At 71.4% G+C, this 22,272-nt stretch carries 21 protein-coding genes; 9 read left to right on the top strand and 12 right to left on the bottom strand.

Annotated elements, in window-relative coordinates:
* Window positions 1–2: 2 nt before the first annotated feature.
* From ABZS69_RS48870 to ABZS69_RS48845, 6 genes are all read right to left on the bottom strand, one after another.
* Window positions 3–887: a DUF2268 domain-containing putative Zn-dependent protease gene (locus ABZS69_RS48870; RefSeq protein ID WP_355386218.1), complete on the bottom strand. Its 885-nt coding sequence runs from the start codon at window positions 885–887 to the stop codon at window positions 3–5.
* 114 nt (window positions 888–1,001) lie between these two features.
* Window positions 1,002–1,880, bottom strand: coding sequence for an alpha/beta fold hydrolase (locus ABZS69_RS48865; RefSeq protein ID WP_355386214.1), 879 nt, complete (start codon window positions 1,878–1,880; stop codon window positions 1,002–1,004).
* A 3-nt stretch (window positions 1,881–1,883) separates the two neighbouring features.
* A complete protein-coding gene (locus ABZS69_RS48860; RefSeq protein WP_355386211.1) occupies window positions 1,884–4,565 on the bottom strand; it encodes an AAA family ATPase in 2,682 nt (893 codons plus the stop codon).
* 22 nt (window positions 4,566–4,587) lie between these two features.
* The gene (locus ABZS69_RS48855; protein ID WP_355386208.1) at window positions 4,588–5,064 is read right to left on the bottom strand and encodes a hypothetical protein; all 477 of its coding nucleotides are present in this window, start codon (window positions 5,062–5,064) and stop codon (window positions 4,588–4,590) included.
* Between the two features lie 84 nt (window positions 5,065–5,148).
* Complete coding sequence (locus ABZS69_RS48850) at window positions 5,149–6,549, bottom strand: ATP-binding protein (protein ID WP_355386205.1); 1,401 nt, start codon at window positions 6,547–6,549, stop codon at window positions 5,149–5,151.
* Window positions 6,546–7,253: a response regulator transcription factor gene (locus tag ABZS69_RS48845; RefSeq protein ID WP_355386202.1), complete on the bottom strand. Its 708-nt coding sequence runs from the start codon at window positions 7,251–7,253 to the stop codon at window positions 6,546–6,548. Before ABZS69_RS48845 ends, ABZS69_RS48850 begins: the two co-directional genes overlap by 4 nt.
* 98 nt (window positions 7,254–7,351) lie before the next feature.
* On the opposite strand from ABZS69_RS48845, the gene ABZS69_RS48840 reads away from it, so the two are divergent.
* From ABZS69_RS48840 to ABZS69_RS48830, 3 genes are read left to right on the top strand one after another with little or no spacing between them, the layout of a single operon-like run.
* Window positions 7,352–8,692 carry a ferredoxin reductase family protein gene (locus tag ABZS69_RS48840; protein ID WP_355386199.1) on the top strand — a complete coding sequence of 447 codons (1,341 nt, stop codon included), beginning with the start codon at window positions 7,352–7,354 and terminating at the stop codon, window positions 8,690–8,692.
* A gap of 12 nt (window positions 8,693–8,704) precedes the next feature.
* Complete coding sequence (locus tag ABZS69_RS48835) at window positions 8,705–9,142, top strand: FMN-binding protein (RefSeq protein WP_355386196.1); 438 nt, start codon at window positions 8,705–8,707, stop codon at window positions 9,140–9,142.
* Window positions 9,139–9,861 (top strand): FAD:protein FMN transferase, encoded by a 723-nt coding sequence (locus ABZS69_RS48830; protein ID WP_355386193.1) that lies wholly within the window; start codon window positions 9,139–9,141, stop codon window positions 9,859–9,861. Before ABZS69_RS48835 ends, ABZS69_RS48830 begins: the two co-directional genes overlap by 4 nt.
* Window positions 9,862–9,881: 20 nt before the next feature.
* Here the strand turns inward: ABZS69_RS48830 and ABZS69_RS48825 are convergent, their stop codons facing one another.
* Window positions 9,882–11,162: a tetratricopeptide repeat protein gene (locus tag ABZS69_RS48825; protein WP_355386190.1), complete on the bottom strand. Its 1,281-nt coding sequence runs from the start codon at window positions 11,160–11,162 to the stop codon at window positions 9,882–9,884.
* Window positions 11,163–11,545: 383 nt separating this feature from the next.
* On the opposite strand from ABZS69_RS48825, the gene ABZS69_RS48820 reads away from it, so the two are divergent.
* Complete coding sequence (locus ABZS69_RS48820) at window positions 11,546–12,496, top strand: serine hydrolase (protein ID WP_355386187.1); 951 nt, start codon at window positions 11,546–11,548, stop codon at window positions 12,494–12,496.
* Between the two features lie 41 nt (window positions 12,497–12,537).
* Here ABZS69_RS48820 and ABZS69_RS48815 read toward each other — a convergent pair whose 3' ends face one another.
* The 3 genes from ABZS69_RS48815 to ABZS69_RS48805 form a co-directional block, all read right to left on the bottom strand.
* A complete protein-coding gene (locus ABZS69_RS48815; protein ID WP_355386184.1) occupies window positions 12,538–13,689 on the bottom strand; it encodes a histidine kinase in 1,152 nt (383 codons plus the stop codon).
* A 103-nt stretch (window positions 13,690–13,792) separates the two neighbouring features.
* The gene (locus ABZS69_RS48810) at window positions 13,793–14,917 is read right to left on the bottom strand and encodes a HAMP domain-containing sensor histidine kinase (RefSeq protein ID WP_355386181.1); all 1,125 of its coding nucleotides are present in this window, start codon (window positions 14,915–14,917) and stop codon (window positions 13,793–13,795) included.
* Window positions 14,914–15,576 carry a response regulator transcription factor gene (locus tag ABZS69_RS48805; RefSeq protein ID WP_355386178.1) on the bottom strand — a complete coding sequence of 221 codons (663 nt, stop codon included), beginning with the start codon at window positions 15,574–15,576 and terminating at the stop codon, window positions 14,914–14,916. Before ABZS69_RS48805 ends, ABZS69_RS48810 begins: the two co-directional genes overlap by 4 nt.
* Before the next feature lie 152 nt (window positions 15,577–15,728).
* Between ABZS69_RS48805 and ABZS69_RS48800 the strand changes: the two genes are divergently transcribed.
* Window positions 15,729–17,246 (top strand): hypothetical protein, encoded by a 1,518-nt coding sequence (locus ABZS69_RS48800; protein WP_355386175.1) that lies wholly within the window; start codon window positions 15,729–15,731, stop codon window positions 17,244–17,246.
* Window positions 17,247–17,259: 13 nt separating this feature from the next.
* Here the strand turns inward: ABZS69_RS48800 and ABZS69_RS48795 are convergent, their stop codons facing one another.
* Complete coding sequence (locus ABZS69_RS48795) at window positions 17,260–17,850, bottom strand: TetR/AcrR family transcriptional regulator (protein WP_355386172.1); 591 nt, start codon at window positions 17,848–17,850, stop codon at window positions 17,260–17,262.
* Between the two features lie 96 nt (window positions 17,851–17,946).
* On the opposite strand from ABZS69_RS48795, the gene ABZS69_RS48790 reads away from it, so the two are divergent.
* The 4 genes from ABZS69_RS48790 (at window position 17,947) to ABZS69_RS48775 (ending at window position 21,240) form a co-directional block, all read left to right on the top strand.
* Window positions 17,947–18,588 (top strand): SGNH/GDSL hydrolase family protein, encoded by a 642-nt coding sequence (locus tag ABZS69_RS48790; protein ID WP_355386169.1) that lies wholly within the window; start codon window positions 17,947–17,949, stop codon window positions 18,586–18,588.
* A complete protein-coding gene (locus tag ABZS69_RS48785) occupies window positions 18,585–20,057 on the top strand; it encodes an MFS transporter (protein WP_355386166.1) in 1,473 nt (490 codons plus the stop codon). Before ABZS69_RS48790 ends, ABZS69_RS48785 begins: the two co-directional genes overlap by 4 nt.
* A gap of 95 nt (window positions 20,058–20,152) precedes the next feature.
* Window positions 20,153–20,455, top strand: coding sequence for a hypothetical protein (locus tag ABZS69_RS48780; RefSeq protein ID WP_355386163.1), 303 nt, complete (start codon window positions 20,153–20,155; stop codon window positions 20,453–20,455).
* Window positions 20,456–20,484: 29 nt separating this feature from the next.
* Window positions 20,485–21,240 (top strand): hypothetical protein, encoded by a 756-nt coding sequence (locus ABZS69_RS48775; protein WP_355386160.1) that lies wholly within the window; start codon window positions 20,485–20,487, stop codon window positions 21,238–21,240.
* A 55-nt stretch (window positions 21,241–21,295) separates the two neighbouring features.
* On the opposite strand, the gene ABZS69_RS48770 is transcribed toward ABZS69_RS48775, so the two are convergent.
* Window positions 21,296–22,219, bottom strand: coding sequence for an aminoglycoside phosphotransferase family protein (locus tag ABZS69_RS48770; RefSeq protein WP_355386158.1), 924 nt, complete (start codon window positions 22,217–22,219; stop codon window positions 21,296–21,298).
* Window positions 22,220–22,272 lie beyond the last annotated feature (53 nt).

Here is a 22,272-nt window from a genome sequence, read left to right as displayed (position 1 = left end):
TGTTACCCGCGGCGGAGCGTGGTCGCGATGATCTCCGAGCTGTCGGCGTGCAGGGCCTGCGCCGCCGTCTGTCCGGTCGCCGCCAGGTAGGCGTCGACCAGCCGGTTGCCCGCGGCGTAACCGGCGCCCATCGGCAGTCCCACCGGGGTGAGGCCGAAGCGCTCGGCGCTGGGGTCGCCGTGCACCCAGGCGGTGAAGTTCTGCATGCCTGTCACGTCGAGCCCGGTGAGCACCTTGCCGAAGACCTCGTCGTCGTGCAGGTGCGGCACGCCGATGCGGGCGGGGCCGAGCTCGTCGCCGTAGAGCTGGCGGGCGAAGGCGTCGGCCAGGCCCTCGCCGACGATGTGCTCGCCGACTGTGACGGTCATCGGGTCCCACACGACCCCGCCCGGGCTGTAGCGCAGGTTGTGGTTGAGTTCGTGCACGGCGGTGGCCTCCAGGCGCTCCACGTTCTCGGGGAAGGGCCAGAACGTGATGGCGATGTGGCCCGAGATGCCGCCGAACCCGGTCAATCCCTTGCAGGGACCCATGAAGTGTTCGTCACCCGGATCGCCGAGGACGAACAGCACGGTGATGTCCGGGGCCTCCAGCCCCGGCGTCGCTTCCAGCAGCACGGTGAGAGCGTCGTCGAGGGCGCGTTGCATCCGCTCCCAGGCTCCGGCCGCCGCCAGGGTTTCGAGCGCGTCGAGGCAACGCTCCTCGTCGCGGTCGAGGGGGAACCCGGACGCTTCGAGGTGCACGGCGACCAGGTCGACCTCACCGGGGCTGTAGCGGTACATGCCCCGGTTGGCCTCCAGCATCGAACGCAGCAGGTCAACGCGGTCCGCGACCGGGGCCAGCAGGATCCGCCGCATGGCGGAGTAGGTGTCAAGAACGGTGATGGACATGGCCCCGATGCTAGAAGTTGACGCAGCGTCAAGGTCAAACCCGTCGAGGTACGGTCGCCATGCCATCACGCGGTCTCGCCCCGCAAGACGCAAAGCCGTGCCGCCGACGGCGCGTCACCCGGCCGTGTGCGCGAGGATGGCGGCGGCCAACTCCTCGTGCACCTCCGGCGGCAGCGTGTGCCCCATGCCCGCCACGATCACCAGCCGTGCACCCGGGATCTGCTCCGCGATGATCGCGCTGTGGCCCGGCTTGGCCGGCTCGTGGCTGCCCTCGATGACCAGTGTGGGCGCCTTCACCTGATGGAGCACGCCCACCGGCTCGAAGTCGGGCTTGGCCATGGCGGCCAGCCGGTGGTTGGCCACCGCCGACAGGTCGCGGGCCCGGTCGTAGACCCGTTCCTGCAGGCGCCGCGCCGCGTCCTCGTCGAAGGGCAACGCGGTGCCGTGCAGCAGGCGCTGCTCGGCGATCATGCCGTCGATCTGCGCGCGCCGGTCCGCCGGTGGCGGGGCGGCCATCAACGTACGGTAGAAGGCCACGAACTCCGGCGCCGGCTCCGGCAGGCTCCCCTCGGGCTGCGGCTGTCCCATCAGGGCCCGCATGATCACCTGGCCTTCGCCGCCGCCGAGCGGGGAGGAGCCGATGACGGTCAGCGAACGAACCCGCTCCGGCCGCTCCACGGCCACGAACTGGCCGAGCAGGCCGCCCGCCGAGTGGCAGACCAGGTGCGCGCTCTCCAAGCCATGGGCGTCCATCACGCGGTAGACGTCGTTCTTGATGTCGTCCCATGTGTACGGCTCCGCCGCGAAGTCGACGGTGCCCGACATGCCGGTGTCGCGATGGTCGTACCGGATCACCCGGCGGCCTCCGGCGGTCAGGCGGCCGACGAACTCGTCCGGCCACAGGATGCCCTGCGACATCGAACCCATGATCAACAGGATCGGCGCATCCGTGTCGGCGCCGAACTCTTCGCTCCAGATGTTCACGTTTTGCATGTCTCAGAGCATGTCGTCTTCGGCTACGGGTGCCTTCTGTAGAACTACTAGTCGCGCCAGCTCCGTACGGGAGCTGATGCCCAGCTTCGGATAGATCTTGTACAGGTGATACTCGACCGTACGCGGGCTCAGGAAGAGCTGGGCGGCGATCTGCTTGCTCGACATCCCGTCGGCGACCAGGCTGGCGATGCGCAGCTCCTGTGGGGTCAGCGCGTCGAACACGGCCGCGGGCGGGGCCTGCCCGCTCTCGCCCGCCGCGCGCAACTCCTCCTGCGCGCGCCGCGCCCAAGGCCGGGCACCCGCCTGCTCGAACGTCTCCCACGCCATCCGCAGCCGCGCCCGCGCCTCGCCCGGCCGATGCGCGCGACGCAGGCGCTCGCCCATCAGCAGGGCCGTCCTGGCCGCCTCGAACGGGTTGGTGTGCAGCCGCAGCGCCTCGCCGAAGGCGTGCTCGGACGACTCGACCAGGCCCCGGCAGCGGGCCAGCAGCGCGTGCGACTCGGCCGTGGCGGCGTGCGTCGACCACTGCTCGTACGCGGTCAGCGCCGCCCGTGCGGCCGCCTCGTCGCCCGCACCCACGGCGGCCTCGATGCGGTCCGGCGCCATCCGCCACACCACGGTCGGATGCCCGGCGCCCGGTCCCGCCGCGGCGACGGCCGTGAAACGGTCGTGCGCCGCCGCGTAGCGGCCCAGGCACAGGTCGAGCATCGCCAGCGCGTATGCGGCCACTCCCGCGCGCAATCCCACCCGATGTGGGATGGCGATGGCCAGCGCCTCGCGGGCCTGCCGTTCGCAGGGCTCCTCCTCGCCGCGCAGCGCCGCCAGCACCGCCAGGTTGGCCAGGTGCGCGGCCACCGTGTTCTCGTACCCGGCCTCCCGGGCCAGCGCCAGGCCCTCCTCGGAGACGGCCTGGCTGCGCGCCAGCCGCCCCGCGATGCGCTCGGCCGTCGCCACGAACTCCAGCACGACCGGCAACTGCCCGCTCATCCCCGACACCCTGGCCACCCGCCCGGCCCGACCGGCCAGCTCGGCGGCCAGGTCTGCCTCGCCCAGGTAGCTGGCCGCAGCCGTCGCCCACAGGTATCCCGCCGCGTCCTCCAGCTCGCCGACCCGGGCCAGCGCCCGCCGCAGCAGGCCCGGCCCGGCATCGTCGCCGTCCAGCGTCAGGCCGATCCCGGCCACCGTGTCCCGTAGGAAACCCTCGGGGTGCGCTGCCGCCCTCCGGCCGAGCTCGACGATGGCCGCCGTGTCGCCGACGTACGAGGCCGCCTCTGAGGCGTCGGCCAGCATGTCCAGGCTTTCACCCGCCGACAGGATCCGTACGGCCTCGGCGGCGTTGCCCGAGTTCAGCTCGAACCGGCCCCGGAGCTGAGCGATCTCCATGGCGAGAGCGGCATCCTCGCCGGTCTGTTCGCGAGCCTCGGCCAGCAGCGACTCCGCCTGTCCCGGGCGGCCGCCGAGCCAGGCAGCGATGGCGGCGTCCTTCAGGCGGACGGCACGCGCGCACGGCTCGGGGGTCAGCTCGGCGGCCCTGGCCAGGGCCGTGGCGGCGGTGCCGTACCCGGCGCGGTCGCGCGCCCGCTCCGCGGCGGCCACCAGCGCGGCGGCGACCCGCTCGTCCTGCCCCAGGGCGGCTCCGGCCAGGTGCCAGGCGCGACGGTCGTCCGTGGTCAGCTCCGCCAGTACGGCGTGCACCCGGCGGACGTCGGCGGGACCGGCCGCCTCGTGGATCGCGGATCGGATGAGCGGATGACGGAAGCGCACGCTCGTGCCCGACACCCCGGCCAGCCCGTTCTCCTCCAGCTCGGCCAACGCCACCCGCCCAACCCCGCCCCCCGTGCTCTCGGCGAACAGCCGGTCGGTGGCGCGCAGGACCAGGTCGAGGTCGGCCTCCACGGCGGCGACCAGGGCGACCAGCCGAGCAGGAGCGGACAACGCGGCCACCTGATCGCCGAAGAGCCGGGCACCACCGGGCAACGGGTCGGGCAGCGGTTCGCGTCCGGCGAGCTGCGCGGGGGTCAGACGGGCCGGGATCTCGCCGAGGGCGAGCGGGTTCGCGCGGGTCAGCGTGACGAGCTCCCGTGCCACATGGGCGGGCAGCACACGGTAGCGGGACTCCAGCAGCTCGGCCGCCGCGGACTCGGGCAGGCCGCGCACGTCCAATGTCAGCGGCACGCCCTTGACCGGAACGTCCCCGCGCACGGCGAACAACATGGCGATCCGTTCCGTCCCCAGCCGCCTGGCGGCGAACAGCAACGCGTCGGCCGAGGCCTGGTCGACCCACTGGAAGTCGTCGACCACGCAAATCAGCCCGTCCGGGGCGGCGGCCTCGGCCAGCAGCGAGAGCACACCGGCCCCCGCCAGGAACCGATCGCCGACGCTGCCCGCCGCAAGCCCCAGGGCCGCGCGCACGGCATCGCGCTGCGGCTCGGGCAGCGCGTCGAGCGAACCGGTCACCGGCCACAGCACCTGGTGCAGCGCCGCGAACGCGAGGTCGGACTCGGACTCAACGCCGGTGGCCCGCAACACCCGCATCGCACCACCGCGCGCGGCCGCCGCGTCGAGCAAGGCGGTCTTGCCCGCGCCTGCCTCGCCCCGCAACGCCACCGCGCCACCAGAACCGTCGCGAGCCCGCGCGATCACCTCGTCGAGTGCGCTGATTTCCGCAGATCTGCCGTAAAGCACAAACACCCACTGTATTCACGGCTTAGGACCGGAGGTTGGTGCGCTCCCGCCGGGTGAGCAGAGCGCAGTGGCCCAATCCGAGCACACCGGACAAGGTCGGATGCACGATCAGGGAGATCAGGAGCCACTCAGGCCAGGTCGCAACAGGACCATCGCTCTTCACGACCAGGGCGAACCCCAGACAGGCAAGGCCGAGCGCCAACAGTCCCAGGCTCAAACGACGGTACTGAGGGCGAGGGATCACGCGACCTGAACGCCATAGGAGCACTGGAACAGCAACGATGACGAAGTACTTGGCTGCCCCACCGGCCAAGGTCCCCACGATCTGGCCGATGGAGGCGTCGAAGAACCCCTGATCGCTCCAGTCGCTCAGCTTGTGCACCCATGATCCGGTTGTCCAGACCAGCACGAGCACCCCGGCGAGGATCAAGAACCCGCCGGTTGTCGCCGGGACCGCACCTTCGTACTTCCCGTTCCCGGCGTTCGGCGTGTCACTCATGAGGCACCGCACCTAGGTGGACGTTCGGCATCGCCGAGCTGTTGCGATGTTGGAATTCTCCACTCCACCAGGCCGACTGACAACTCAGCCGGCAGGCAGGAGCAGTCGGAACTCGGTCCGCCCCGGGTGGCTCAGCACGTCCACCGAACCGCCGTGGGCGGCCATCACGGCCCGGACGATGGCCAGGCCGAGCCCTGCCCCGCCGGTGGCGCGCGACCGGCCGGGGTCCGCGCGGGAGAACCGTTCGAAGATCTCCTCCGAGAGGTCGGCCGGTATGCCGGGACCGTCGTCCGTGACGCTGACCAGCACTTCGTCAGGCAGCCGGCGGACGGCCACGGTGACGGTGGTGCCGTCCGGCGTGTGGACGCCGGCGTTGCTCAGCAGGTTGGCGAGCACCTGGTGCAGCCGGAGCGGGTCGCCGGTCACCGTGATCGGATCCTCCGGCAGCTCCAGCCGCCAGCGGTGGCCGGGGGCGGCGGCCCGCGCGTCGCCCGTGGCCTCGATGGCCAGGCGGGTCAGGTCGACCTCCTCCCTGGCCAGCGGGCGCCCCTCGTCGAGGCGGACCAGCAGGAGCAGCTCGTCGACGAGCTCGCTCATCCGTCCCGACTCGGCGTCGATCCGGCTCAGCGCGTGCCGTACGTCAGCTGACATCTGCCCGCCGTCGCGTAGCGCGAGTTCGGCGTGGCCGCGGATCGCCGCGAGCGGCGTGCGGAGCTCGTGGCTGGCGTCGGCGGCGAAGGTGCGAAGCCGCTGCTCGACCACGTGCCTGCGGGTGAGAGCGGTCTCCACGCGGCCCAGCATGCGGTTGAACGCGGCTCCCACCAGGCCGGTCTCGGTTCGGGGGTCGGTGTCGGGTACGCGTTCGGCCAGGGTCACCTCGCCGCTGTCCAGGGGCAGCTCGCTGACCCTGCGGGCGGTCGTGGCGATGCGTCGCAGAGGGCGCAGCGACAGGCGTACCCAGACGGCGCCCACGACACCGGCGACGGCGAGCGTGCCGGTGAACATCGACAGCTCGAGCAGCTGCAGCCGCCCCACGGCCTCCTCGACCTCGTGCAGGGAGAGGCCGGTGACCAGCACGTCCCCGTCCCGGCCGGCGACGGCGTGGACCCGATAGTCGTCCAGGGCGGACAGGTCCAGGGTCTCCGGAGGCCCGCCGACCGGCAGGGCGGCGAGCGCCTGCTCGTCCTGAGGGCTCAGCTTCACCGGGAGCGCGGCCTCCCGGGCCACGACCCCCACCTGGGTGACGCGCCCGTCGACCAGCCGCGCGCCGAACATGCCCTTGGCCTGCCCGCGCGTGTCCTCGCCGTGCTCGAGGCTGGCGGCGAACCGCACGCCGTAGCCGGTGAGCTGCTGGTCGATGCGGCCGAGCAGGACACGCTCCATCGCCAGCGACGTGGCGACGCCGAGGATCGCGCACGAGAACGCCAGCAGCACCAGCAGCCCGGCGATCATCCGGGCCCTGATCGTGCGCGGCAGGAGGTTCACGGTTTGAGTACGTATCCGACGCCGCGGACCGTGTGGATCAGCGGGCGGCGGCCCGCGTCGATCTTCTTGCGCAGGTAGCTGATGTAGAGCTCGACCACGTGCGCCTGCCCGCCGAAGTCGTACGACCAGACGTCGTCGAGGATCTGCGCCTTGGTCAGCACCCTGCGCGGGTTGTACATGAGCAGCCGCAGCAGCTCGAACTCCGTCGGCGTCAGCTCGATCAACGTGCCGTCCCTGGTCACCTCCCGGGCCTCCTCGTCCATGGACAGCTCGCCCACGACGAGCCGGTCGCCGTCGTCCTGGCGGGCCATGCCCGCCCGGCGCAGCAGCCCGCGCAGGCGGGCGAGCACCTCCTCCAGGCTGAAGGGCTTGGTCACGTAGTCGTCGCCGCCCGCCGTGATGCCCGCTATCCGGTCCTCCACCGCGTCGCGCGCGGTCAGGAACAGCACGCACAACTCGGGCGTCCGCTCCCTGAGCCGGCGCATCAGCTCCAGCCCGTCCAGGTCGGGCAGCATGACGTCCAGGATCGCCGCGTCCGGCCCGAAGCTCTCGGCCTCCTTGATCGCGGCCTCCCCGCTCGCGACCGCGCGGACCTGCCAGCCTTCCTGGAGCAGCGTCCGCTCCAGCACTTCCAGCAGGTCCGGCGCGTCGTCCACGACGAGTACGCGGATCGGCGTGCCGTCCGGGCGCGACAGGATGCTCATCTTCACCTCCTCCTCAGAAAATACGGTCTCGCTCTGAAAATCCTCTTAAAGACCTCTTTGAGAGGAAAAACATAGATTGGCCTGGCACTTTAGCCCCCATGACGACTGTTCACGCCACAGCTCGCACGACGGCGGTGCCGCGGGGCGGGCGGGTCCGGCCGGGGGCGCTGCTCGCGGCCGTGGCGGCGGGCGCGATCGCGGTCATCGCCCTGTGGTGGCGCGGCACCCCCTCCGTGGCGGGGCTGGACGGCTGGCTCACCGAGAGCGGGCGCGTCACGGGCCTGCTGGCCGGGTACGGGCTGGCGGTGCTGCTCGGGCTCATGGCCAGAGTTCCGGCCCTGGAGCACGGAGTGGGCAGCGACCGGCTGGCCCGCTGGCACGCCATGGGCGGCCGTTACGTCATCGGGCTCGTCACCGCGCACGTGCTGACCGTCATCTGGGGATACGCCGTGGCCGACCGCGTCGGCGTGGTGGACGAGACGGTGACCATGGTGCTGTCCTTCCCCGACGTGCTGAAGGCGACCGTGGCCTGCCTGCTGCTGCTCGGGATCGCCCTGGTGTCGGCCCGCGCCGCGCGCCGGAGACTGCGCTACGAAACCTGGTTCTACCTGCACTTCTACACCTATCTGGCGGCCTGGCTGGCGTTCGGGCACCAGCTCGCGACCGGCGCCCAGTTCACCGGCGACCGCCTGGCCCAGCTCGCCTGGTACGCCCTTTACCTCGGCGTGGCCGCGCTGCTGGTCTGGTACCGCTTCCTCGGCCCGGTCCGGTTGTGGGCGCGGCACCGCCTGCGCGTGGCCGGCGTCACCGTCGACGCCCCCGGCGTGATCTCGGTTCACCTCACCGGGCGCGGGCTGCGGCGGCTGCGGGCCGAGCCGGGCCAGTTCTTCCGCTGGCGGTTCCTGGCGAGCGGGCTGTGGTGGTCCGCGAACCCGTACTCGCTGTCGGCGGTGCCCCACGCCGGCGGGCTGCGCATCACGGTCAAGGCACTGGGCGACCACAGCGCGGCCCTGGCCCGGCTGCGGCCGGGCACCCCGGTGCTCGCCGAGGGCCCGTACGGCGGGTTCACCGCGCGCCTCGGCCGGGGCGGCAGGTCGTTGCTGATCGCGGGCGGTGTCGGCATCACCCCGCTGCGCGCTCTGTTCGAGACGCTGCCCGGACCGGTGACGCTGCTCTACCGCGCCCGTACACCCGAGGACGTGCTCTTCAAGGACGAACTTGAGGAGATCATCGCGGCCCGCGGCGACGCCACGGCGTACTACTCGACCGGGCCCAGATCCCCGGATCTGTTCGACGGCCTCCAGCGCCTGTTGCCCGATCTGCGCGAGCACGACGTGTACGTGTGCGGGCCGCAGGAGCTGACGCGGTCGGCGATCAGGGCGCTGCGGTCGGCGGGCGTGCCGAACCGCCGGATCCATTACGAGTCGTTCGAGTTCTGAGGAGGTCCCGCCATGCGCAGGGTGCTGCTCGCGGTGGTGGTCACCGCCATCGGCCTGGTGCTGTTGCTGTCGTTCAAACCACATGACGTCGCGGGCGTCGCCCGGCGGCCCGCCGCCGTCGCCGCGACCCAGGTCCCGTCGCAGACCGGTGCCGGGCAAACGGCCTCACCGGGCAGCCGGACGGTCGATGGGGACGTCGCCGACACCCGGTGGGGGCCCGTACAGGTGCGGATCAGCGTCGGCGACGGCAAGATCACCGACGTGCAGGTGCTCCAGGCCCCGGACGGCAACCGGCGCGACATCGAGATCAACGACGAGGCGCTGCCGATCCTGCGGCAGGAGGCCATGTCCGCTCAGAGCGCGCAGATCGACTCCGTCTCCGGGGCCACGTACACCAGTGACGGCTACATGAGCTCCTTGCAGAGCGCAATCGACCGGGCCGGGCTGTGACCCGCCGCGTCGAGAAGGCGATGGGCACCGTCTTCTCCTTCGACGTACGCCATGAGGCCGATGACGCGGTGGCGAGAGCCGTCGCCTGGCTGCACCATGTGGACGAGGTCTTCTCCACCTACCGGCCGGACAGCGTGGTCAGCCGCCTGGCCCGGGGCGAGCTCGGCGTGGGGGACTGCCCGCCCGAGGTGGGTGAGGTGCTCGCGCTGTGCGCGCAGGCCGAGCAGCAGACCGCCGGATATTTCACGACCTATCCCGGCGGTCGTTTGGAGCCGTCCGGCCTGGTGAAGGGATGGGCGATCGAACGGGCGTCCCTGCTGTTGTCGGAGGCGGGCGCGCCCCGCCACTGCGTCAACGGCGGTGGCGACATCCAACTCGGCCCCGACCCGTTCGCATGGCGGATCGGGATCGCCCACCCGCTGCGGCCCGGCGCTCTCAGCACGGTGGTCACCGGCCACGACCTGGCCGTGGCCACCTCGGGCAGCGCCGAGCGCGGCCCGCACATCGTCGACCCGCACACCGGGCTGCCCGCCGCCGAACTGCTGTCCATCACTCTCGTCGGCCCCCGCCTGACCGCCGTCGACGCGTACGCGACCGCCGCCTTCGCCATGGGCGAAGCCGCCCGGGACTGGGTCGAGGAGCGCCCGGGGCTGGAGGCGTTCGCGGTGACCGCCCGCGGCCACACCTGGCAGACCACCGGCTTCGCCGCGTTCATTTGAGCGGCGACTGCCGGGAGCGATCAGGCGGCCTTGCCGCGGGCGATGTAGACGTTCATGCCGGTGAAGTCGAGGGTGACGTTGTAGGGCTTGAAGAAGCTGTGGGAGAAGTTGGCCAGCACGTCGAACCCTTCGCGGCCGGGCCCGCCGGGCCTCTTGTCCGCGTAACAGTAGAGGTCGTTGGCGGCGGCGTCGCCGAGGCGGACCTCCTTCGGGTAGCAGGGGTAGGCGGTGAGGAACTGGCCACCGGCCGAAGTCTCTATCGGGCGGTCGTAGTCGGTGCGGATCCGCAGCTGTCTGGCCGTTTCCTCGGTCATGCTCACGGCCATTTCGCTCTCTCCACCGATGTTCAGGGCCACCACCCGGGTGCCTGAGCCGGCGACGCTGCCCCTGCTGAACAGGAGGTGCTCAGGGGCCATCCACAGCGGCAGGGGCTTTTTGGCAGCGGCACGTGCCTTCCTGGCCGTTTCGGGGGTTCTGCGGCGCAGGATCAGCGACCGGCCCGCGTAGTCGATGGTGGTCAGGAAGTGGTACAGGATCCACGTACCGATCAATCCGTCCGCCGACTCCGGGCCGTCCTCCGCGTCCGACCAGCCCACGGGGATATTGCGCAGTTCGATGCCGCCCAGCTTGAAGGAGTCCAGCACCCCGTAGTAGCTCGTTATGGTCTTGCCCTCGTACTCGAACCGCTCCTCGGCCACGGCGCGCAGCCCGGCTTCCTCGGCTGCCTTCCCCGACACCTGCAGCGACGGGACGCGAGTGTAGAACGAGAGGCTCTTCGGCGGTCCGCCGTTGAGCGAGGCCGCTACCAGCGGCCTCGGGTCCATCTGCTGCCATGGCACCCGCGCGAGGTCGCCGTGGATCTGGTACGGCTCCCCGCGGACTGCCGCGAACCATTTGGCGTAGCCTTCCTCGCCGGCCGCCTGCCAGCGTGGTGCGGCGAGGGAGAGTTTGTCCTGCCGGGTGTAGCAGTCGGCCAGGAACCTGTTGGCTTCCTTGTCGTCGGGCGCCAGCTCGATGGCCACCTTGAGGTACTTTTCGGCGTCGGGGAACTGGTTGGCCAGCAGCCCGACATAGCCGCGTCGGCGGGCCGCGTGCAGGTTCTTGGGGTCTGTTTTCAGGATTTCCTCGTACGCGCGGCCGGCCTGCTCGAACTTCCCGGCCTTGAACAGCGCGTCCGCGTCACCGCTGCCGGCTTGCGCCATGGCCGCCTCGCCCAGCAGCGGCGCGGTCGCGGCGGCGCCGGCCAGCACGGCGGCGCCCCGCAACAGCGAACGCCGGTCCCAGTCTCCGTTATCAGCCACGCCTTCTCCTCTTCGTGATCACCTTTGCCGCGACTTCCTGCTCGGGCACGGTTCGTCGCGCCCCGCTTGGTGAGGGCGACGCCGAAGTCGCCGAGGGCCACTTCGGGTCAAGCCCGCCGGTGAGCCCCATCCACTGTCGACCGGCCGTGTCCCCGCCTCGTCCACGCCGTGTCATGGTCGTGTCACGGCCGCGCCGAGGGTGGCCGCCGTCGAGAAACGGTGACATCCGGCGGACAACGCACGCATATTCGGCGCCAATCGTGGTCGTCATGGACAAACCACGCACCCTGCCACCCCGGCCCCGTGACCGACTGCACGCCGAGGTGCCCCGGTCTCCCGGACGTGAACAGCCCTTGCCGTCTCGGGTTTCTCCCACTGCGCGGGTGCTCGGCGTCGCCGTGTCCGCCGCCCTCGCCGTCGGGGGCTGGCTGGTCTACAGCGACGCCCAGGCTCAGTCGGCGTCGTCGCCGACCTTCGAGCCGGTGCTGAGCACCCCGGCCCTGCAGACGGCCCGGCTGTCGGGTCTGCCCTGGCCGTCGACGGGGCAGGCGGCGGTCGAGATCACCGGGCAGGCGGACAGCCTCAAGGTGCACGGCAAGCAGCGGCCCGTGCCGATCGCGAGCGTCACCAAGGTGATGACCGCTCTGGTGATCCTTCGCGACCACCCGCTCGGCAGGAACGCCGCAGGGCCGTCCATCCGGGTCGACCGGCAGGCGGCGATCGAGTCAGGCAACCAGGACGAGTCCACGGTGCCGATCGCCGAAGGCCAGAGCTTCACCGAACGGCAGCTCCTCGAGCTGATGCTGATCCCCTCGGGGAACAACGCCGCACGTCTGCTGGCTCGCTGGGACGCCGGCTCGGAGCAGGCCTTCGTCGGCAAGATGAACGCGGCCGCCGCCAGGTTGGGCATGAAGAACACCACCTACACCGGCGCGAGCGGATACGAGCCCACCACGGTCAGCACGGCGGTGGATCAGCTCAAGCTGGCCAAGCAGGCCATGAAGAACCCAGTGCTGCGTGACATCGTCGCCACCACCGAGACCACCGTCCCGGGCGTCGCGGGCACGATCGTCAACACCAACAAGCTGCTCAGGCTGCCCGGAGTAGTCGGTCTCAAGACCGGCACCAGCACGCCGGCGGGCGGAGCGCTGCTGTGGGCCGCCCGCCCCACCTCCGGGGACCGCGATCGGCTGATCCTCGGGGTGGTCCTGCGCCAGGGCGACCCCGACGACACGCTAGAGGAGAAGAAGCAGGCCGCGCTCGTGGCCAGCAGGAGGTTGATCGTGGCGGCCCAGCGATCCCTGACACCTCGAGGTTGGGCTGCGCGCCGGTGATCGTCGCGAACCCGGTGCGGATCAGCGCCCGGTCCGTGCGTTCACGACGGGCTCCCGGCAGGGATGCGGGCCCGTACGACGAAGCCGCCGTCCGCCTGCCGGTCGGCGCTGAACTCCCCGCCCAGGGCATCGACCCGATCGCGGAGCCCGGCCAGGCCGCGCCCGCTCCCGCCCGGCGAGCCGGTCCGCGAGCCGGAGCCGTCGGTGCTGACCTCCACGGTGATCATGTTCCCGTTGCGCACGCTGACCACGGTGCGGCTGCCGTGGGCGTATTTGAGGGCGTTCGTCAGGGCTTCCTGCACGACCCTGTAGGCCACGAACTCGGCGCTGCCGGCCGATTCGGCAGGGTCGCCCTCCTCGGTGAACTCCACCGGCTGCCCGGCCCGGCGTGTCTGCTCGACGAGCGCGTGCAGGTCTCCGACGGACGGCGTCCTGAGGTCGGCGTCGTGGTCGGGGTTGAGCAGGTCGAGCAGGTGCCGCAGGTCGGCGATGGCCCGCCGGCCGGTGTCGGTGACGGCGCTCAGAGTCGTGTCGAGGCGTTCGGGCGCGGTGGTCAGGTAGCGTGCGGCCTCGGCCTGTACGACCATCGCCGTCACATGGTGGGTCACGACGTCGTGCAGCTCGCGGGCGATGCGGGTGCGTTCGGCGGCGCGGGTGGCCTCGGCGAGGTGGCGGCGGCGTTCGGCCTCGGCGGCCCTGGTGGAGCGCAGCCAGGTCCCGATGCCCCACGCGAGGACCAGCGTCAGATAAAGCAGGGCGATGTCTGCCAGGCTCTCGTTCGAGCCGAGCCGGTCGAGCGCGACCATCAGCGGCACGTACGCCACCGTCAGGAGGAGCACGGTGCCGCGCCGGTGACGTTCCAGGTGGGCGCCCGCGCTCACGAGCGCGATGGGCAGCGCGGTGCCCGCCAGCGCGTGGTAGGCGAAGAGTTGGTCGAGGGCGAAGCCGAGCGACACCAGGACGAGACAGACGGCCGGCCACCGTCGCCGGACGGTGAGCGGAAGGCATTCGAGGGCGATCACCAGGACGGCCAGCACGTCGTAGGGGCGGGTCGGCAGGTCGCCGATCTGCGTCCCGTTGCCCTGGAACCCCGGCATAAGCGACAGGACGGTCAGCAGCAGCGCGAACGGAAAATCCCGGACCGTGACGTCACACCGCCGCCACCGATCCTGGACCCGCCGTAGCTCGATCATCGGGCGAGCTGCTTCAACAGGCGCATGAAGAGTCCTTTACGAGCGTCCGCGGCCGCAACGCCGCGGGTACGCCGAAACCCGTGCTCGATTCGTGGCGATCAGCTTATCGAGTGCGTCCCGGGTGCGGATGAGGTTCGTGCGCGAACCGAACGGTGATGGACAAGCCGCCCTCAGGGCGGGTGCTGGTGGTGAGGGTGGCGTGGTGAGCTTGCGTGACGGCGTTGACGATGGCGAGGCCGAGGCCGTAGCCGTCGTGGCGGCCGTGACGATCGGGCGCCAGTCTCTGGAAGGGGTGAAAGAGGCGCTGGACCTGGTCGTCGGGGATGACCGGCCCGCTGTTGGTGACCGTCAGAGCCACTTGCGTGCCGGAGGTCTGAGTGGTGACCTGTACGTGCCCGTCCGCGTGGTTGTGGCGGACGGCGTTGTCGATGAGGTTGGCGACGAGGCTTTCGATCAGTCTCGGGTCTCCGGCCGTCACCGCGGGCGTCAGGCGTTCGGCGAGTTCGATGCCTTTCCGCGTCGCCTGGTCGCGGCGGGAGGCCAGCACTCCTTCGACGACGTGGGCGAGGTCGACGGGGTCCCGGCGGGTGACGCCGCGCTCGCTGGTGGCCAGGGCGAGCAGTGCTTGGACGAGCCGCTCCTGGTGTTCGCCCAGAGCGAGGGCTTCCTGGCAGGTCGCGCGCAGGGTGTCGGTGTCGGCATCGGGGTCGGCGAGGGCGACTTCGAGGAGGGTACGCAGGCCGGCGAGCGGGGTGCGCAACTCGTGGGAGGCGTTGGCGACGAAGTGGCGCTGGGCGTCGAAGGAGGCCTGGAGGCGGGCGAACAGGTCGTCGAGGGTGTGGCCGAGCTCGGTCAGCTCGTCCGTGGGCTCGCCGAGGTCGAGGCGCCGGTGGAGGTCTCCGGCGGAGATGATCTTGGCGGTGGCGGTCATGGCGCGCAGCGGGTGCAGGAACCGGCCGGCGACGTACCAGCCGAGAGCCAACGCGATGGGGATCAGCAGGACCAGGGCGACGGCGGACCCCGTGAGGAGCTGGGGCAGGCTGATCCCGGCCCCGGTTCCGGTGATCGCGCTCGATGAGGGGTGGTCCGTGGAGGTGGTCGACTGGATGCCGGCGAGCGGGACGGAGACGAAGACGACCACGAACACCCCGGCGGCGTAGATGCCCGCCGCGTAGGCGAGCGCGAGCCGCGTCTGCAAAGACCTTCTGGCGAGCTTCCGGGAGGTCATGACGGTCCGATGCGGTAGCCGCCTTCGCGGATGGTCTCGATCACGGGTGGGTCGCCGAGCTTGGCCCGCAACCGGTGCATGGTGTGCTTGACGGCGCTGCTGAAGGGGTCGGCGGCCTCGTCCCAGACGCGTTCGAGCAGTTCTTCGGCGGAGATGACCAGGCCGGGCACGGCGAGCAGGCATTCGAGCAGGGCGAACTCCCTGGGGCTCAGGTCAAGGCGCCGGCCGGCCCGGGACGCGGTACGGCGGGCCGGATCGAGGGTGATGTCCCCGCAGGTCAGGGTGGGCGGTAGCGGCGGGGTGGCGCGCCGGGCCAGGGCACGGACGCGGGCGACCAGTTCGGCGAACGCGAACGGCTTGGGCAGGTAGTCGTCGGCGCCGAGGCTGAGCCCGTCGACGCGGTCCTCGATCGTGCCGGAGGCGGTGAGCATCAGTACGCGGGTCTCGCAGCGGCCGTGGGCGAGTCGCCGGCAGATCTCGTCCCCGTGGACGCCGGGCAGGTCGCGATCGAGGACCACCACGTCGTAGCGGGTGGCGGCCAGGCGGTCGAGGGCGGCGGTGCCGTCCAGGACGACGTCGACGGCCATGCCCTCGCGGCGCAGCCCGGTGCCGATGGAGCGGGCGAGGACCTCGAAGTCCTCGACGACGAGGACCCTCACCGCCGATCACCGCCGGTCGTCGTGCGGGCGGGGTGGCCGAACCGGCCGCCGGGTCGAGGTGCCATGCCCGCAACGATGCCAGATCCCCGGTTCCAGCCAGGTCGCAGCCGCTGCGACCGGGCTGGAACCGGGCACCGCGTACAACCGGCGGCATGAGTTCATACACGCCCTACCGATCAAGCCGGCGGGACGGCTTCCCCCGGCTGCTGCGCGCGGAGTGGACCAGGCTCCGCTCCGCGCGGGGCTGGGTGCTCACTATGGCGGCCTCCGTGCTGGTCACCGTGTCGCTCGGACTGCTGGTCGCCGGGGGCGTCCGCACCACCTGCGTGACCGGGAAGGGGGAGGGCGCCTGCCCCGCGCCGCTGGTGGGACCCGATGGCACGGCGGTGAAGGACAAGTACTACTTCGTGCACCAGCCGCTCAAGGGGAACGGCAGCATCACCGCCCGCGTATCGGACATGACCGGGCAGATCCGGCTGCCGGACGCCGTACCCGGGGTGCGCAACGTCACGGAGGGAGTGGTGCCGTGGGCGAAGGCCGGGCTCCTCGTCAGGCAGAGCCTCAAGCAGGGCACACCGTACGCCGCCGTCATGCTCACCGGAGATCACGGCGTGCGGATGCAGTACAACTTCACCCACGACGTGCCCGGCGGTCCTCACAACGGCCCCCAATGGCTGCGGCTGACCAGGTCGGGCGACACCATCACCGGCTACGAGTCGGACGACGGCAAGACGTGGGACGAGGTCAGCACGGTCAAGCTGGCCGGGCTGCCGGAGACGGTCGAGATCGGGCTGTTCGCCACCTCGCCGGGCGCCCTGTGGGACATGGCGAAAGCCTTCGCCCAGGCCACCGCCACCTTCGACCAGATCACGCTGCAGGGCGCGAACGGTTCGTGGCGCCGCGACGACGTCGGCGTCTCCATGGAGTCCGACGGCAGGACCCCGCATCACCCGGGCGGGGTGGTCGAGTCCGGCGGCAAGCTCATCGTGACCGGGGGCGGTGACATCGGGCCCGCGACGGTGGAGGGCGGTATGCGCGCCGACCTCATGCTGATCGGCGGGGCTGTGGGGATGATCCTGGTGCTCGTGGCGGCGGTCATGTTCGTCACGGCAGAACACCGGCGGGGGCCGATCGGGACCGGGCCGCCGGCCGAGCCGCAGCCGGCGCGGCTGCTGGCGGCCAAGGCCGTGGTGGTCGGCGCGGTCGCGTTCGTGGCGGGGCTGGTGACCTCGGGGGTCGTGGTCCCCGTCGGCCTGGCGATGCTGCGGGCCAATCAGAACCCGATTCAGCCGCTCACCCTGGTCACCGAGCTGCGGGTGATCGTCGGCCACGCGGCGCTGACCGCGGCCGCCGCCGTACTGGCTCTGGGGCTGGCCGCGCTGGTCAAGCGGGCCGCCGTCGCGATCGGGCTGGCCATCGCGCTGGTCGTCGTGCCGCAACTGCTGGCGACCGCGGGTCTGGTGCCATGGCTGCTGATGATCACCCCTGCGGCCGGGTTCGCGATCACGCAGAGCGTCCCCGTGTTCGCGCATGTGGACGTGGGGCGGTCGCTGATCGAGGGCTATTACCCGCTCCCGCCGTGGGCAGGTTTGGCGGTGACCTGTGGATATGCCGCTCTCGCCCTTGGGGTGGCGATTGTCGCGTATCACAGGAAGGCCGCGCTCGCCTGAAGGCAACGGGTCTTCAGGGGGCCGATCGCAGGAGCTCGTCGATCACGCGTCGTACCTTGTCCGCCGCGTCCGGCTCGCCCAGGCGCATGGCGAGGTTGGCCGCGGTCAGCACCGCGTCGATGTGGAACGCCGCGAGATCGGCGTCGCGGCCGATGGTCGCTCCGGCACCGTGAATCTGCTCGGCGAGCAGGTCCAGCCAGGCCTGGCGCTGCTGCCGCAGCGCGTCGCGGACCGGGCCGGGGCGGCTGTCGAAGACCGGCAGGTTCGCGGCCCAGAAGCAGCCTCCTGGAAACAGCGGCCGCTCGGCGTAGGCGATCCATCGCTCGATGAGCGCCCGCAGCCGGGCCGATCCTTGCGGCGCGTCGAGGGCGGGCCGTACGACCGCGTCCAGGAACGCCTGGCGGGCGGTCTCGACGGTGGCGAGTTGCAACTGCTCCTTGCTCCGGAACAGCGTCGCCACCCCGCTCTTGCTCATCTCCAGGTCGGTGGCCAGGCGGCCGATGCTCAGCTCGCTCAGGCCCTCGACGGAGGCCACGTCCACGGCGTGGCGGGTGATGGCCGCCCTGGAGCGTGCTCCGCGTGCCACGCGTTGGTCCGTGGTCATGGTGTCCACCCTCCGTTGAGAATATGTACGAACGATCGTACTCTTTGTTTCGTGACGACGACAACGTCTCGGACCGAAGAGTCCGATCCCTTCTGCATGCCCGCAGGGCGTGCCGCGGACCTGCTCGCCCGCGCACCCTGGCGCCGCTTCGCCACCGTCGGCGACAGCCTGGCGGCGGGGACCGGCGACCCCAGCCCCGGATACGCCAGTCTCGGCTGGCCCGACCGTGTCGCCGACGTGCTGCGCCGCGTCCACCCCGAGCTGGCCTACCTCAAGGCCGCCGAGGTCGGCGCGACCACCGCCCGGACGCTGAACACGCAGCTGGACCCGCTCGCCGAGTTCGAGCCGGACCTGGTCCACGTGTCCTGCGGGGCCAACGACCTGTTCCGGCCCGTCCCGGACTACGCGGCCATCGAGACCGTGCTGGCGCGGGTGTTCGAGCTCGCCGCCGCGACGGGGGCGCAGCTGACGACGTTCACCCTCGGCCGGGCGTTCGTGGTGCCGCGGTTCGCGGACTGGGGCGAGCGGGTGCGCCGGGTCAACGACATCACCCGCGGCCTGGCCGCCGGCCACGGCGCGGTCCTGGTCGACATGTGGGACCACCCGGTCAACGACCGCCCGGACCTGCTGAGCGCGGACCGCATCCACTTCGCCGCGGCCGGGCAGGCAGTGCTGGCCACCGAGATCGTCAAGGGCCTGGCCCGCCTGGCCGGCGAAGTCGTGGTGACGGGGACATGAGCGTGCCGAAGACGTCGTGGGGTGCGGTCTCGATCGTGCTGGCCGGGGCGTTCATGGCGATCCTCGACTCGTTCATCGTCATCGTCGCCGGGCCGTCGATCCAGGCGGACCTCGGGGCGAGCGACGGTGAGCTCCAGTGGGTCCTGGCCGGCTACCAGCTCACCTACGCGGTCCTGCTCATCACCGGGGGACGCCTCGGCGACCTGTACGGCCGCCGCCGCATCTTCGTCGCCGGCACGGTGGCCTTCACCGGCGCCTCGGTCCTGTGCGCGATCGCGGGGACCGCTGCCTTGCTCATCGGAGCCCGCTTCGCCCAAGGGCTGGGGGCGGCGCTGATGGTGCCCCAGGCGTACGCGTTCCTCACCGTGGTGGTCTCCGAGCGGGACAGGCATCGCGCCTTCGGCGTGCTCGGGGTGGTGATGGGGGCGGCCACCATCGTGGGACAGGTGGTCGGCGGCCTGCTGATCGGCGCGGACGTGCTCGGCTCCGGCTGGCGGTCGGTGTTCTGGATCAACGTGCCGATCGGGCTCGTCACGGCGCTGCTCGCCGCCCGCCGGTTGCCCGAATCCAAGGCGTCGCACGCCCGCCGGCTCGACCTGCCCGGCGTGGCCGTGCTCAGCGCCGCGCTGGTCCTGGTGACGTTCCCGCTCATCCAGGGCCCGCAGACGGGCTGGCCCGGATGGGCTTGGACCTGCCTGGCCGCGGGCCTGGCCTGCCTGGCGATGTTCGTCCTGCTCGAACGACGGATCGCGGCGCGAGGCGGCACCCCGTTGGTGCGGATCGCGCTGTTCCGGTCACGGCCCTTCTCGGTCGGCGTGGCCCTGGTCCTCGTCATCTACACCATGCTGACCTCCTACTACCTCGTGCTGTCGGTCTCGTTGCAGGACGGGCTGGGGCTGTCGGCCCTCGCGGCCGGCCTGGTCTACACGCCCGCGGCGGTCACCTTCTTCGTCTTCAGCCTCATCGCCGGCAGGCTGGTCCCGCGCCACGGCCGCCGCGTCCTGGAGGTCGGAGCGATCGTGCTCGCGCTCGGCTACGTCGCCACCGCGATCCTCCTCATCAGCGGCATCCCGTACACCCCGGCTGCAGTCATCCCGACGCTCGTCCTGCAGAGCGCCGGCGGCGGGCTGCTCATCACCCCCGCACTCAACGTCGTGCTGAGCCGGATCCGCCCCGAGGACGCGGGCGTCGCCTCGGGCACGCTGTCCACCGCCCAGCAGGTCGGCGCCGCGCTGGGTGTCGCGGTCATCGGGGCGGTGTTCTTCGCCGGCTTCGATCCCACCGCTGCCGATCGGAGCGGAATCGCGGGCCACGCCCTGGCGATGGCGTCCCTGGCCACCTTCACCGCGGCCGTCATCGCGGCGATCCTGGTGTTCCTCCTGCCCCGGACGCGGCCCAGCACCGGGAACGTGAGGGGCGAAAAGCCGGCGCACGCCGTACGGCTCCGCGAACAGGGCCATGCCGACTAGGCATTTCGGCTCGCTGAACATTCTATGAACCCAGCTGATCAACCCCCCTCCTACGACAAAGATGACCTTCAGCGCAAGGCCGCCGAAGGAGGGACATGTCGACTCCGCAGGAGACGAGATTCATCACCTATCGCACCATCAACAAGATGAGCGAGAACTATGAGGACATCTCGGGTGACTTCTTGAACAGCACCGGCCTCGCCGGGGGCACGGGCCTCGGCGGGGCGCTGGGCATGTGGTTCCAGGAGGCGGAGCGCATGTACTCCAGAGTGCAGAAGGGCTGCCAGGACGCCCTGTCCGACGGCGTCAAGGCTTCCGACGGCATCTCCGCGGCCCTGGTCACCTGTGCCCGCAACTGGCGCGCGGCCGAGGAGGCGGGCATGGTGGACCACCGATAATGGCCGGCGCCCTCGCTCAGACCCTCACGATGCTCGCTCGCCTGCAGCAGCTTGCCGGGATTCCCCTGGTGGCGCTCACCGCCGTGGCGAAGGCCGACATGGACGAGGACCGGCTCACCGAGGTCGCCGCCAAGTGGCGGCAACTGGCCAGAGGGCTCGACGGATCCGTCGAACTGCTCGGGGGTATGCCCGCCGCGTCGAATCGCGGCTGGATCGCCGACGACCAGCGGGAGTTCGCCCGGGTGACGGGCGACATGCACGTCAGCACCGAGGCTCTGCGCGACACGTTCGACAAGCTCGCGGAGATCCTCGAAGGGGTGATCAACGCCTTCAGGCTCTTCAAGGGGGCGATGATGGCCTTGACCGTGTTGCTCATCCCCTTGCTCGCGTATGTCGCGATGATGAAGTCGTACCCCGCGACCGCCGTTCAGACCCGGCTGTACGTGCGGTGGCTGGCGAACGCCGTCGACAAGGTCGTCGCCGTGACGGTCGGCGCGCTCATCACGTACGTCACCGGGCAAATGGTCGTGCTCGGCTGCCTGATGGCGAAGGAGCAGCAGTTCGACAAGCTCGCCTACCCCTCGGCCCTCGGCGGCAAGGACGGTGCGAGACTGCCGGATGTCGACTTCGCCCACCTGAAGATCGACGCCTTGGCGAACCCCACCTTCCAGACCCCCGACCCCGGGGAGAAGCTGCCTGACCGGACGAAGGACTTCAAATGGGTCGCGCCCCAGCGAGCCACCGACGAAGCCGACGGAGCCGACGGAGCCGACGGGCGATCGTGAGGCCGCAGGTGAGCGCGGTTCCGGGGTCTCCTGGACGGTGAAGGGTGCGAGGGGCTCAGAGGGCCGACAGGATGTCGTCGATCCTCGCCGGTGTCAGCGGCCGGTCGAGCATCGCGTGCAACCGGGCGTGCGCCCTCTCGCGATTCTCCTCGGACTCCTCAGGCGACAGGGCCCGCCGGGCGTAGAGCTCCAGCAGATGCCCCTGCACCGCGATCGCCATCGAGAAGTCGGCCGGCTCGGCCACCCGCGCAGGCCCGCCCGCGCCGCGATAGGCGTGGTAGGCCGCGACCGCGTCCTTCAGGGGCAGATCGACGAGGATGCCCGCCAGCTCCCACGCCGGGCGTGCCGGGCCGCAGTTCTCCCAGTCCAGCACGATCACGCCGCCGTCGGCCGCCCGGCACACGTTCTCCATGTTGACGTCGCGATGGCAGGTGGTGATGGGGGAGCCGGGCGGGGCGACCAGGGCGTCCAGCGCGACGAGATCGGCAAGCGCCCGCTCCAGCATCGGCGCCCACGCACCCCCGGCCGCCGCCAGCTCCTCCCACGCGGCCCGGCCGACCGGCTCGGAGAACCACGCGGCCACCGGCCCCGACGCCGGATGCCCCACCCGATGCAACCCGGCCGTCACCACGCCGAGCTCGGCCGCCGTGACCGCCTCGCCCGGCACCAGATCCACCCATTCGTAGACCCGCCACCTCCCGTCGAGCAGCACGTCGCCCTCGGCCGTCGTGACGTGCCCGGGGAGGCGGACCCCTGCCTCCCCGGCGGCCCGCTGGAACGCGGCGTCCTGCCGCGCGGCGCTCTCCTCGCCGGGTACGAGCAGCTCCTTCACGGCCCACGAACCACGCCCGGTGTCCAGCCGCCAGATCCGGCCCAGCTCGCCGCGCGCCGCGTACCCGGCTGGCCCGACCGGTTCCCCCAGCCCGTACGCCCGCGCCACCGCCCGCATCGCCTCGTCCACGATCCCTCCCCACGGCACCCGGGCCATGGTGTCGTCACTCGGGACCACCGGCAACCCGCGAGGCGCACTCA

It is taken from the genome of Nonomuraea sp. NPDC005650 (assembly GCF_040605375.1).
Classification (GTDB): Bacteria; Actinomycetota; Actinomycetes; order Streptosporangiales; family Streptosporangiaceae; genus Nonomuraea.
This window is presented reverse-complemented; position numbering and strand designations above follow the sequence as displayed.